This is a genomic window from Hymenobacter puniceus (assembly GCF_014333525.1).
Taxonomy (GTDB): domain Bacteria; phylum Bacteroidota; class Bacteroidia; order Cytophagales; family Hymenobacteraceae; genus Hymenobacter.
Genome location: NZ_JACSCX010000002.1, coordinates 803,218 through 815,521 on the forward strand (window position 1 = coordinate 803,218; position 12,304 = coordinate 815,521).

The 12,304-nt window shown below is 61.7% G+C and carries 13 protein-coding genes; 2 read left to right on the forward strand and 11 right to left on the reverse strand.

The features are described 5' to 3' along the window. Positions 1-4: 4 nt before the first annotated feature. The 3 genes from H8B14_RS08545 to H8B14_RS08555 all read right to left on the reverse strand — a co-directional run bounded on the left by H8B14_RS08545 (position 5) and on the right by H8B14_RS08555 (position 2,287). Entirely contained in the window at positions 5-589 is a 585-nt protein-coding gene (locus H8B14_RS08545) for a DUF7010 family protein (protein WP_187315193.1), read from the reverse strand. 62 nt (positions 590-651) lie between these two features. Beyond that, positions 652-1,593 (reverse strand): alpha/beta fold hydrolase, encoded by a 942-nt coding sequence (locus H8B14_RS08550; RefSeq protein WP_187315194.1) that lies wholly within the window; start codon positions 1,591-1,593, stop codon positions 652-654. Between the two features lie 370 nt (positions 1,594-1,963). Beyond that, complete coding sequence (locus H8B14_RS08555) at positions 1,964-2,287, reverse strand: sll1863 family stress response protein (protein WP_187315195.1); 324 nt, start codon at positions 2,285-2,287, stop codon at positions 1,964-1,966. A 264-nt stretch (positions 2,288-2,551) separates the two neighbouring features. On the opposite strand from H8B14_RS08555, the gene H8B14_RS08560 reads away from it, so the two are divergent. Then, positions 2,552-3,019: an energy transducer TonB gene (locus H8B14_RS08560; RefSeq protein ID WP_187315196.1), complete on the forward strand. Its 468-nt coding sequence runs from the start codon at positions 2,552-2,554 to the stop codon at positions 3,017-3,019. Positions 3,020-3,191: 172 nt separating this feature from the next. Here H8B14_RS08560 and H8B14_RS08565 read toward each other — a convergent pair whose 3' ends face one another. From H8B14_RS08565 to H8B14_RS08580, 4 genes are all read right to left on the reverse strand, one after another. Beyond that, entirely contained in the window at positions 3,192-3,755 is a 564-nt protein-coding gene (locus tag H8B14_RS08565) for a hypothetical protein (protein WP_187315197.1), read from the reverse strand. Positions 3,756-3,891: 136 nt separating this feature from the next. Then, a complete protein-coding gene (locus H8B14_RS08570) occupies positions 3,892-5,109 on the reverse strand; it encodes a PQQ-dependent sugar dehydrogenase (RefSeq protein WP_187315198.1) in 1,218 nt (405 codons plus the stop codon). A gap of 67 nt (positions 5,110-5,176) precedes the next feature. Further along, on the reverse strand, positions 5,177-5,839 hold the full coding sequence (locus tag H8B14_RS08575; RefSeq protein ID WP_187315199.1) for a hypothetical protein: 663 nt from the start codon (positions 5,837-5,839) through the stop codon (positions 5,177-5,179). Between the two features lie 31 nt (positions 5,840-5,870). Further along, a complete protein-coding gene (locus H8B14_RS08580; protein ID WP_222840563.1) occupies positions 5,871-6,485 on the reverse strand; it encodes a DUF3575 domain-containing protein in 615 nt (204 codons plus the stop codon). A gap of 363 nt (positions 6,486-6,848) precedes the next feature. Between H8B14_RS08580 and H8B14_RS08585 the strand changes: the two genes are divergently transcribed. Continuing rightward, positions 6,849-8,975 carry a TonB-dependent receptor family protein gene (locus H8B14_RS08585; protein WP_187315201.1) on the forward strand — a complete coding sequence of 709 codons (2,127 nt, stop codon included), beginning with the start codon at positions 6,849-6,851 and terminating at the stop codon, positions 8,973-8,975. 195 nt (positions 8,976-9,170) lie between these two features. On the opposite strand, the gene H8B14_RS08590 is transcribed toward H8B14_RS08585, so the two are convergent. The 4 genes from H8B14_RS08590 to H8B14_RS08605 form a co-directional block, all read right to left on the reverse strand. Continuing rightward, on the reverse strand, positions 9,171-10,322 hold the full coding sequence (locus H8B14_RS08590) for a Gfo/Idh/MocA family protein (RefSeq protein WP_187315202.1): 1,152 nt from the start codon (positions 10,320-10,322) through the stop codon (positions 9,171-9,173). Between the two features lie 70 nt (positions 10,323-10,392). After that, the gene (locus H8B14_RS08595) at positions 10,393-11,211 is read right to left on the reverse strand and encodes a universal stress protein (protein WP_187315203.1); all 819 of its coding nucleotides are present in this window, start codon (positions 11,209-11,211) and stop codon (positions 10,393-10,395) included. Positions 11,212-11,413: 202 nt separating this feature from the next. Then, positions 11,414-11,686 carry a hypothetical protein gene (locus H8B14_RS08600; protein WP_187315204.1) on the reverse strand — a complete coding sequence of 91 codons (273 nt, stop codon included), beginning with the start codon at positions 11,684-11,686 and terminating at the stop codon, positions 11,414-11,416. Positions 11,687-11,723: 37 nt separating this feature from the next. Further along, the gene (locus H8B14_RS08605) at positions 11,724-12,269 is read right to left on the reverse strand and encodes a hypothetical protein (protein WP_187315205.1); all 546 of its coding nucleotides are present in this window, start codon (positions 12,267-12,269) and stop codon (positions 11,724-11,726) included. Positions 12,270-12,304 lie beyond the last annotated feature (35 nt).

The window sequence follows — 12,304 nt, forward strand, 5'->3', positions numbered from 1 at the left end:
GCTGCTATTGGCCGGCCAGCGGGGTGAGATCATACGCCTGCCGGTTGCGCCGATAGGAGAGCAGCAGCAGCCCACCCAGTACCAGCAGCGCCCCGGCCACAAACGCTGGTATCAGGTACAGGTTGGGCGCGGCCACGCGCAGCCCCAGTATCAGGCAGCCCACCGGAATCAGGCCGGCCATGAATGCGTAGGGCCAGGCCCGATAAAACCACGCGTACGGAAAGAAATGCGCCCCCGTGATGATGCCGTAGGTCATGATGAAATGCTGCGGGTAGCGGCTGAACATAAACATCAGGAACGGGAAGTAGAACAATTGCGCAAAGTTCAGCCACAACCCCAGCGGCTGCAATGGGTTGTGCGGCAGCTTCCAGGTGGTACCAAACACCTTGGACAGCAGGCCCGCCAGCGGCAGCGTAGCCGAACCCACAAAAAAGGTGATAAAGCTGTTTTGGGTGGCCGGGTTAGGCAGCGTCCAGATGAAAGCAATAGCCAGCCAGATGACTGTAGCTGCTACAATGAAGTCCAGCCCGTTCTTGGCTTTTACCGACAATTCCAGCTGCAGCGCGGTGAATTCCTGCGTGAGTGACATAATTACTGATAACTAGGAGGGAAGAGGTAGAGAGAGAGTGAAACGCTTCGGAAAGATAGTTTTTACTTTTTCGCTACATAATGCTGCTGCAGGAAGGCATCCGTCAGCTGGTAAAACCAGGCGGTGTCGTCGTACATGAGAAAATGGCGGCCGGCCTCCGACATTTCGATGCGGTGCTGGGGCAGCTTGGCGTACTGCTGCTCGAACACGGCCCGGGTGCTTTCCTTGGTAGAGCCGTACGCTTTGTAGGCGGCCCAGGCGCCTAACACCAGCACGGGCTGCTGCACGCGGGCAATATCCTGGCGCAGATCGGTCGTGAACAGGTCGTACATGGCTTGCGCCACGGTGGCTGGGTCGGAGGCCACGCTCCAGCGGGCCGTCTGGGTGATGCGGGCAGTGTCCTGCATCATGGTAGCGCTCATCTGACGGGCCGCCGCCATCGTCATAGCGCCGCTGGCCATCTGCTTGCGCATACCTTCGGCCATGGGTTTGGCACCTTCGGCAGTTTGGGCGGGGTTCTGCACGGCGGCCAGAAACGGTAGCGAGTCCACAATCACCAGCGGCCCGATGGCCTCCGGCTGGGTGGTACTCAGCCACAAGCCCATAAAGCCGCCCAGGCTGTGGCCCACCACCACGGGCTTGCTTAGCTTCTGGGTTTTGATGTACGCCAGCAGCTGGTCGCGCACGTTTTGCAGCAGCTGGTTGGTGGAGGCCGGCGCCGCGGTGCCCCCAAAGCCGGCCAGACTGATGATGTGGCACTGATACTGGCGCTGGTAGCGGGCCACGGTTTCGTCCCAGACAGCGCCGGGACAGGTGAGGCCCGGAATCAGCAGCATGGGCCGGCCTTTGCCCACCACGCGCACCGTGAAGTTGGGGTGCGCGGCTGGGGCATCGGCGGTGCCGATGCCGGCACTTGGAGCCGTTGGAGCGGCGGCAATGGCAGGAGCAGCAGTGGCCAGCAGCAGGGCGGCGCAGACGGGGCGGAGGAAGGCGGTCAGGTTCATGGCAGAAGAGTTGGCAGGGTGAAAGGTTGATTTCTGTTTCAAACCTACCTCGCCAACGGCCCCGCTGAAACCGGTTTTCAGCGAACGGTAAATCCGACCGCCGAACTGCTGGTTTTGCCAACCGAACGGATTCGCTGGCCTGCTCTTTTCACCGCTGCAAGTCTCCCAACCGGAATATGGCCGCCCGGTTGCCTCATACCTCCAGCGAGTCGGCAGGCAGCAACCAATCAAACGCCCACGCCCACGGACCAGACAAGTAGAGCAAGGTGGTGGGCCCACACACAAAGAGGACCCGCCGGCTGGCAGGTCCTCTTTGTGTGTTCAAGTATGCAGTAGTTGAGTAATCCGTCTGAAACGACGGCATCAGCGCTTAAATGATGTTGCGTAAATCCTGGCGCAGGTTCTCGATGCCCAGCCAGATTTCGTCCCAGGCGCTCCGGTCAGTGTCAGAGGTGGAGTGGGCTTCAGCGGACGAAGCCGGGGCCGTGCCGAGGCGCTCCTGCAGCTTCTGGCGCTTGGCTTCCAGGCTGGCAATGTGCTCGTGGTAAGTGTGCGAGGCGCCGGCGGTGGTAGCGTGGGCACGGTTGCGGAGCGTCTGGATCTTGCTTTCCAGCTCCGTCAGGGCCTGCCGAAGTGAGGCGTCAGACAGATTCTGGGGCGGACGAACGTGGTCGGGGGAAGGCAGCGTTGACATAGCAGTATCAGTGAGGTGAGCAATGAAAGGTAGGTGAAGCGCTGAGCAGTGCACCAAGCAGCAGAAGCAAGCAGGTGGTATATCCTATCCTTGGCACGGCTGAATGGGGCATTCTTACTCTGTATTCCAAGATACAGCTTTCGGCCCTGAAAGGATACAGGCTATGTTACCAACATAAGCGCAATGCAAGCATAATACTGGCGTTACGGTGGGGCTTGGCAGAGACGGTAGCTTTGTGGGCCAACCCGTTATGCTCAGCTGCTTATGTTTCGTACTGCTACGCTTTTGCTGCCGCTTTCCTTACTGCTGCTGACTCCCCGCCTGCTGGCAGCCCAAACAGCCAGCGCCACCACGCTCATCGACTCCAACTCCAGCCACACCGGCTCGGATAGTCCTGTAGTGGCAGCGCCGCCAATGCTCTACCACGCCGCCGATGAAATGCCAGCCTTTCCAGGCGGCGCGCCGGCATTTCAGCGTTTCTTGCGCGACAAGCTCCAATACCCCGAGGAAGCGCTGCGGCGCAATCTGTCGGGCAAGGTGCACATCAGCTTCGTGATAGATGAGCAGGGCCATATCCTCGACCCCAAAGTGGTGCGCGGCCTGGGCGGCGGCCTCGACGAAGAAGCGCTGCGCCTCGTGCGCATCATGCCCTGGTGGACGCCCGGCCGTGTCGGCGGCCAGCCGGTGCGCGTGGCCTATACGCTGCCCATCGTGTTCCGGGCGCTGGAGTAGAAGGTCAGGTAAAGGAACGACGTGCTGAGCTTGCCGCAGCTTCTCTCCCGCTTTGTTGAAACGTCCTTCCAAACAGCAGTACGCGAGATGCCTCGCACGCTCGGAATAACTCAGGTGAAGCGGTAGAGATGCTTCGGCAAGCTCAGCATGACATTCGAAGGTTTCCCGTAGCTTAATTTGCAATGGCCATCGGCACGCCCAGCTCCCGGGCCAGTGGTGCGGCGGCAGAAGCGTAGAGCAGCGCCAGCACTTCGTTGAGGGCGGGTTCCAGCTCTACCAGATAGTCGGGATGGAGCTTGCTGGCCTGGCGCAGCACTTCGTGGGTGCGGCGGGCCAGGTGCTGCAGCAGCGGCTGCGTGGGGCCGTGCAGGCGGGCCGTAGCTTCGGGCTGGTGGCGCAGCACGTTGCCCAGCAAACGTATCGTTAGCTCAATCTCGCCGAACGTGTCGCCGGTTACCTTGGCATGATAAGTTAAGCGGGCCTGCAGCTGCCGCACAATATGGAGCAGATCGTTGGGGGTTTGGTGGTAGCCGCGCACCGGATCATCGACTTGGGTGCGCAGGCGCTGGCGGCGGGTTTCCAGGGCGTCGGCATCGTCTTCCAGTTCCAGTAGCCGGTAGGTCAGCTGCTCAACCAGCACGGCATCCTGCGCCACGAGGCGCGTCAGGATCTGGTCTTTTTCCTTGGGAGGCAGGGCCAGCAGGGCTTTGCGGAGGTCGGGAGAAAGGGCGGGCATAGCAGGTGAATAACTCGGTAGGGTGTTACCAAACGCAACAGTAAAGTAGCAAAAACAGGCCTGCATGCCGGTTCGGCGCCCTGGGCACCCAACCAACATGCAGGCCACAATAGGTTTGGAAGCATAAGCCTCCAGACTAGCTGCGTTTCTTTTTAGCGGGCTTGCCGCTGGCATACGCAATACGGTAAATCACGCCGTTGTCGTCGTCGGAAACCAGCAGCGCGCCATCGGCGGCCTGCACAATGGCGCAGGGCCGGCCGAACTGCGACTTGTCGTTTTCCACCAACCAGCCCGTGGCGAAATCCTCGAACTGCTGCGGCTGCCCCTGCTCGTTGAAGCGCACCCGCACAATTTTGTAGCCCGAGGGCTGGGCGCGGTTCCAGGAGCCGTGCATAGTCACGAAGGCGCTGTTCTTGTAGTCGGCGGGCAGCTGGGTGCTGCGGTTAAACACCAGCCCCAGCGGCGCCGAGTGGGCCTTGTAGAGCAGCAGCGGGCGCACGGCCTTGGCATCAAACTGCTCATACGACTCGCCGCTTTTGGGCTTGTTGGCCGGGTAGGGCTTGCCGTCGGCAATGATGGACGGCCAGCCGTAGTTAGCGCCCTGCTTGAGCTGGTTGAACTCTTCCTGCTGGTCTTCGTCGCCGAGCCAATCGATGCCGTGGTCCATGCCGAACAGGGCCTTCGTGGTCGGGTGCCAGTCGAAGCCGATGGTGTTGCGTAGGCCGGTGGCGTAGATGCGGCGCCCCGAGCCATCGGTGTTGATTTGCAGCAGGGTTGCGCTTTCGGGGTTATCTTCGTCACAGGCGTTGCAGGTGCTGCCCACCGAGAGGTAGAGCTGGCCATCGGGCCCGAACTGCAGGGTGCGGTTGGCGTGCTGGCCGGCGTCGGGCAGGTCGGTGTAAAGCGTTTTCAGCTCGCCCAGCGTGCCGTCGGCCTTCACGTCGGCCACGTACAGCTCGCGCACGGCGGCCATATACAGCTTGCCGTCCTTGAGGGCGAGGCCGTGCAGATGGGGCTTCTGAGCTACTTGCTGCGTCACCTCCACTTTGCCGTCTTTGTTGGCGTCGCGCAGCAAGGTCACGGTGCCTTTCACGCGGTTGCTCACGTACAGGTCGCCGTTGGGGGCCTGCGCCAACATGCGCGGCGCATCCAAGCCCTCGGCGTATTTACTGACCGTGAAGCCGGCCGGCACTTTCAGCGAGGCTACCCGCTCGGGTGTGGCGGGCAGCTTCTTGGGCAGGTAGATGTTGCCCGTCATCTGAAACGGCGTAGCCTCGGGCGGCACATTCTGGGCAGTAGCAGTAGTGAAGCCGGCAAACAAGGCCGTAGCAAGCAGGAGTGGAGATTTGGTCATGGAAAATCGAAGGGAAGTGTAGTCCCTGTTCAACTCCCATTCCGGCGCCGGGGTTACAGCCCATCTTTCACCCCAGCCACCAACGCCGCCCCAACCGCACAGCAGACAGCAGCGCCATCAGTAGCAACAGTAGCGTAGAGTTGCGCCAGTCGGGAGCTAGTAACTCGGCCAGTGGAAAAGAAAAGGGCGCGTATAATTCAGGCAGATGCGTGCTGTAATAGCTAGTGCCACATAAAAATTGATAGGGTTTAGGCTTGTTTTTGAAGGCGTACAATGCAGTGGAATGCGGTTGAAAGTCAAGCCACCATGTGGTAATATCATTCCGATCCAACAAATCAATTGCCGAAACTAGATTCCCATAAGTTGCATCAGAATCAAATGATATTTTGAGTCCTAAGCGGTAAGTTGAATCCGCGCGTAACCGTTCTGCATCCAGGTTGCTTTGCTGGTAACCGAAGTAATCAACCAGCGAGTTGCCGGAAAAGCTAGTTGATTGCCACTGTCGAAACTGCGCTAGCTGCAGCTCTGCAGAATAAACAGGAGGAATGAACTGCCAATACTCGGATGTGTGTACGGGCACAGCCGTAATTTGCATCACAGACTCCGGCCGTTCCATCCCCCGCATCTGCGGCAGCGCCACGCAGCCCAGCCACAGTAGCCACGCCAGCGCCAGCAGGCCCGGCGGGAACAGCAGCGGCCGGCGGTGGCGGCGGACTAGGTGGAGCTTCACGGTCTGCATGGTAGCATATAGAACGGGTGACTCACTTTTTTAAACGTACGCCCACAGTAAAACCCGCCCGCAGCCACAGAAAAGCTGATTTTTGGCTGAACGAAGGATTGGTGTATTGGGGCGTTTGCCAACGGTACGCCGGCCCGGCAAATGCATCCAGGGTAAGCCGCGAGAATAGTTGCTGATAGCCGAACAGTACGCCGGCTTCCTGTTCCGTGCGTGTGTCTCGCACAGCACCAGGAGGTGGCACGTCACCCAAACCCAGCTTCAACCGGCCCACACCCACAAAAGGGCCTACGAAAAAACCGGTTTGGGGCTGGGCAGGAGTGAAGTAGTATCGATAGTCAAGATATAGCTTAGGGCCGTTGTCCGGCTCCTGATCCTGCGCCCGGAAGTGACGGTAGCTGCCCGTGAGCTGCAGCGCTGAGTGCGGCGTCAGGCCCACTTCCAGCCCCAGGCTGGCCGATAGCGGAATCCGGTCGTCTATGGAGAGCAGGGGGTTAGCGCTGGCTTTCACAGTTATGGTCTGAGCCGAAACCGGATGCGCAAATGCAAACGGCAGCAGAGCTAATAAGGCGCCGCCAGCAAATAGTTGGGCCCGTAAGCCCGGCGGAAACAGCAACAGCGGGCGAGGGTAGCGAAACAAACAGAGTCTAGGGAGCAGCATAGTGGGGTGCAATAAAGAATAGCACTGAAATATCAGCAATTCTCTACGGCTTCGCTCCAATTGTCCGCGGCTATGTAGGGGGGGGCACTGCCTCGCCTTACTTCTCCGCTGCCTCGCATCAAGTTTCCGCGGTGTGGTTTTAGTGAGTTGCGGCCTCGCCTCAGTTCTTCGCGGCTCTGGCTCGGGTTTTCGCTTTCAAGCGTCAGATGCCCGCGGCCATGCCGCAAGTGTCCGCGCCCCGGTCTCGCCTTTGCGCTACAGGTCTCGTGGGGCTTTTTTAGAAATCTTACCAACCCTGCGGCCGCTTTTTGGGTTAGCAACACCAATACTTTTCCTTGCCCGATGCCCTACCGCTACGCCGCGCCGCTGTTGCTGCTGCCTGTTTCCGTCCTTGCCCAAACCGCCGCGCCCGATACCACCCGCGCCGTGGCCCTGCCCGAAGCCACCGTCACGGGCTACGGCCAGCAGCTGCCACTGCGCCGCACCGCCGCCGCCGTGGGTGTGCTCCGCGCCGCCGACTTCGACCGGTTCGGGCAGCAGGCCCTCACCCAGGCTGTAAATACGCTGCCCGGCGTACGGCTGGAGGAGCGCGCCACCGCCAGCTACCGCCTCAGCGTGCGGGGCAGCACGCTTCGCTCGCCGTTTGGGGTGCGCAACGTGAAGCTCTACTACGAAGGCATTCCGTTCACCGATGCCAGCGGCAGCACCCCGCTCAACCTCCTCGACCCCGCCCAGATTGGCGGCCTCGAAGTGCTGAAAGGTCCCGCCGCCAGCGTGTATGGAGCCGGCACCGGTGGCGCTATTCTGCTGCGCAACCGCCGCCCCGAACCCGGGCAGGCCCACGCCCAGGTGGGCTTCACGGCCGGCAGCTTTGGGCTGCGGCGCTACACCGCCACCGCCGAGAGCGGCACCACCACCGGCTACGTGCGCGCCCAGTACGCCCGCCAGACCCTCGACGGCTACCGCCAGCAAAGCGCCCTGCGCCGCGACGTGCTGGCCCTCGACGGTGAGTTTCAGCCAACCGCCCGCCAGACCGTGGCCCTGCACAGTCTCTACTCCGACATCAACTACCAGCTGCCCGGCGGCCTCACCCGCGCCCAGTTCCAAGCCGACCCCCGGCAGGCGCGGCCTAGTACGGCCACCGCGCCCGGCACCGTAGCCCAGCGCGCCTACTACGCCTCGCGCACCCTGCTGCTGGGCGGCACCCACGAGTTCCGGTTCACGCCGCGCCTGAGCTCAGTGGCCACGCTCTACGGCACCGGCAGCGCCATCCGGACGCCGTTTTTGGTGGATTTTGAGCGCAACACGCGCCTGGAAACCGGGGCCCGGGTGGCGCTGCGCTACCAAACCAGCCTGGCTGGCCAGGTGCTGCGCCTGCAGGGTGGGGTAGAAGGCCAGGCGGGTTTCCTGAGTGGCCGCAGCTACCAGAACCGCGCCGGGGAAGCCGGCCCTCTGCGCTACGACGACGAAATCAAGTCCGGCACCGGCTTCCTGTTCGCGCAGGCCGACTACGAGCTACCGGCCGGGTTCCTGCTGACGGCCGGCGCCAGCTACAGCCGCCTGCGCTACGACGTGCGCCGCCTGCTCGATGCCACCCGCCCCGGCACGCCCACCAGCTACGCCGTGCAGCGCGACTTCCGGCCGGTGGTGTCGCCAAGAGTGGCACTGCTCAAGGAGCTGACGCCGCAGATTTCCGTGTATGGCAGCGTGAGCCGGGGATTCTCGCCGCCTACCACCGAGGAAATTCGCCCCTCTGATGGTAGCCTTAATACCGATTTGCAGGCCGAGCGCGGCACCAGCTACGAGGTGGGCACCCGCGGCACGCTGCTAAATCAGCGCCTCAAGTTCGACGTGGCCGCCTACGATTTCCGCCTGCGCCAGACCATCACCACCTTTACCACCGACCAAGGCACCAGCCTGTTCCGCAACGCCGGCACCACCCGCCAGCGCGGCCTGGAAGTGGCCCTGAGCGGCTGGCTGTGGCGGAACATTCAAATTGTAAACGCGGACTATAGGGACGGCTCCTACAAAGTATTGCGTCTGGAATCTAGTCTGCGCGCTTTTGTGAGCTACGCCTACAACCACTACCGCTTCGGCAGCTACGAAAGCGGCGGCCAAGATTTCAGCGGCAACCGCCTCACCGGCACCGCCCCGCACACGCTCACCGCCGGCCTCGATTTCACCCAGCATATCGGCTTCTACCTCAGCCCCACCGTCAGCCACCAGGCCCACATCTTCCTCAACGACGCCAACACCGAAGCCGCGCCCGGCTACTGGGTGTTCGGGGCCCGCGGCGGCTGGCGGCGCACGCTCGGCCGCCTGGAGCTGGACGTATTCGGCGGCCTCGACAACGCCACCAACCGCCGCTACAGCCTCGGCAACGACCTCAACGCCTTTGGTGGCCGCTACTTTCAGGCTGCCCCCACCCGCAACGGCTACGGCGGCGTGCTGCTGGGCTGGAAGCTGTAAAACGGAACGCTGTCATTGCGAGCAGAGCGAAGCAATCCTTCCTCTCCGTGCTGAAAACAAACCTAAGCGCGAAGCCCTCCGGCGTTAGTGTATTACACTACTGCCGGAGGGCTTTTCTGTAAGGGAGGTGTCTGCCACGAAAGGAAGGATTGCGTCGCGCTGCTCGCAATGACAGAAGATAATGACAGGTTCCGCTTACACCTTCACCCGCTTGCCGGTGCGGGCCGCCTCGTAGATGGCCATGATGATGCGGATGTCTTTGAGGCCTTCCTCGCCGGGCGTTTTGGGCGTTTTGTTTTGCAGCACGCACTCGGCCATGTGGTCGAGTTCGGCTGCAAACTGGTTGCCTTCCTTGATCTTGGGCTGATGCTCGCCCTCCTTGTCGCCGATGGTCATGTGGTGCTCGTAGTAGTCGGTGGCGGGGTCGAGGTCCAGCCAGGCTTTGTCGCCGAAGGCCCGAAACCGCTTCACCTCCTGAATGCTGTAGGAACTGGTGCACGAGGCCAGCACGCCGCTGGGGAAGCGCAGCGTGAAATGGATGGTGTCTTCCACCTCCTTAAAGCGCGGGTCCGACTTGTCGCTGAACTCCTGGGCCGTGACTTCCACGGGCTCCTCGCCGGTGAGGTAGCGGGTAGCATTCAGCGAGTAAATGCCGATGTCCATGAGCGAGCCACCGCCAGCCAGCTTTTTCTGCACGCGCCACGCCTCCGCGGGCTCCTCGGTGGGTTTTACGCTGCGGCCGTGGTCGGCCGTAATCTGGCGCAGCTTGCCCAGCTCGCCCTTTTTGATGCGGGCAATGGCGTCGAGGTTGAACGGCTCGAACTGGGCGCGGTAGGCAATCATCAGCTTCTTGCCGGCCTTTTCGCAGGCTTCAATCATCTTCTGGCAGTCGGCCACTGAGGTAGCCATGGGTTTCTCGCACAGCACGTGCTTACCGGCCTTGGCCGCCCGAATGGTGTACTCGGCGTGCAGGCTGGGCGGCAGCACAATATACACCACGTCCACCGCCGGATTGTCCTTGATGGAATCGAAGTTGTCGTAGCTGTATATGCTCTTTTCCTCGACGCCGTATTCGCGGGCCAGTTTGCGGGCCTTGTCGGGCGAGCCGCTCACAAGGGCCGTGATGCGGGCATGCTTGCAGTCCTTGAAAGCGGGCATCATCTGCTGCTGGGCAAACTTGCCGAGGCCCACAATGGCGAAGCCGAGCTTTTTCTGATCATCGTATTGCATAGCGGAGGGAGAAGCGGCCAAAGCTGCCGTAGGGCCGGCCACAGCCGTAGCGGCTGCCGTCAGGCTAAGCTGGCGCAGAAACTGCCGGCGCGAGTCGGCGGAATTGGAAGAAGACATGAATTGCAAGACGGGGTATAATAGGTATCCTAACCAAACGGCCAGCGGCGGCCGGGCGTTTGGTGTGCGGCTACTCGGTGGCGGGTAGCAGCAGCACCGGCACGCTACTGTGCAGCACCACCTGCGCCGACACACTCCGGTTGAAGATCTGCTCCAGAAAATTGCGGCGGCGGGCTACTACTACCAGCAGGTCGGCGCGGGTTTCGGCGGCCGCCTGCAGAATACCACTCGCTGGTTGTGTATGGCGTACACCATGGGTTTGAATGTGGGGCAAGTCGGTACCCAGGCCACTGTGCACTACGCTGGCCAGGGCCATGCGGCAGTCGTCGCTGTCTTCGGGCTCGGCTACGTGCGCTACCGTGAGAGCAAGAGGCACACGCTGCAATAGCTTCTGCGTGGAAGCAATAATAGCAGGCGCCAACCGGAATGGCTGGCCGTCGGCGGCCAGCGTGAGGCGGCCAGGTGGCACGGCAGCCGAGTACCGGCCGGGAACTACCAGTAGCGGTACCTGCGTGGCACGCAGCAGCGTAAGGGAGGTGCTGGCCACCAGTTCATCGGGCGTGGTATCGGTGTTGGGCTTGCCCAGAATAACCAGTACCGCCCGGTGGCGGCTTACGGCTTCCTCTACGCCATTGGCCACACTTTCCACAGCCGTTTCCACTACAATAGGCACCTGCACTGTAGCAGCCCGTTCGGCCAGGGCCGCCGCCACTTCTCCCTCACTCATGTGCCTGATTTTACCGGTAAAGGCGTCAGGGTCAAGCAATGACTCGCGGCGGATGTGCAGCAGTACCAATGAGGCTCCCAGCGGAGCAGCCAGCGCGGCGGCGTAGGCCAGGGCATGGTCGGCATCGGGCGTGAAATCGGTGAGGACAAGTAGGGCGGACATAGGCGGGTAGGGTGGAAATAAATAGGAGGCAACACCACTTATGCGTGTGGGCCTGCTAGAAGGTTGCGTGTGGTGGTTGGCTGCGTGGGCGGCAGTCTGCCAAAGTTGGATTGGCTTTAGGTGCCAGCATATAAACCAGCATGTGAAAAAGGCCCTCCACAAAATGCAGAGGGCCTTTCAGCAACGCCAGGCAGATGGAACCCTAGCGGTTATTGTCGTCGATGGGGTTGTTGAAGCCCGGGTTCATCAGTTCGTCAGTCATGCTGGAATTATCGGGGTCGGGGCCGGTAGTGGCGCTGTCCGTCGGGATGCCCGTAGTTTCGTTTTCAAGGCGGGCTGAAGTATCGAGGGTGCCTTCTTCGTCGCGCTTGTAGCTGTACAGCTCCTCGCGGTGCTTGCGCTGCTCATCGGAGAGGTTGGCGCCGGCTTTCGGATCGAGGGCGTCGGCAGGATTCTGGTTATCGGGAGTGGCCATAGGGCTGAAAAAAGGAAAGTGGAAACGTGTTGGCGGCTTACTTGCCCGGTACGCCTTTGCCGCCGTCGGGGCGCAGCGCGCTGAATTCATCGGGGTTGTCGTTGCTGCCGTCGTTGGACACGGTGCGGCCGTCGTTGCCTTCCTGCTCAGCGGTGCTGGTGGTTTGGTTGGCGGGTTCAGCAGTAGGCCAGTTGCGGGTGCCGCCGGCATAGCGGGGGTCGTCTTTAGCCCAGCCTTCGCGCTGGTCTTCGTACTCGGCGTTTTTCACGTCGCGCACCGCTTCTGGTTCGAGGTTCTGCGGAACGCTGCCACGCTGCTCGGGCTCTGCATAGGAAGGGGCGGCCACACCACCAGGATTGGTCCCGGCCGGGTGCGACGCCAACTGCTCGGGGGTTAGTGCAACCGGCTCGGCATGGCCAAACTCACCGTATTGCGGGGTATGGCTGACAGCCCCAGCCGCCGATGCAGGCTGGTTGGCCTGCTCAGCGCCACGCCGGATATTATCTGGTGCCTGGCGGCTGTTATCAAACGCGTTGTCGGAGTTGGTGGCGTCGTTGCTGTCGGAAGAAGGATGGGTTTGCATAAGAGGAAGGCGTGAATGAAACAAAAAAGAGGGAG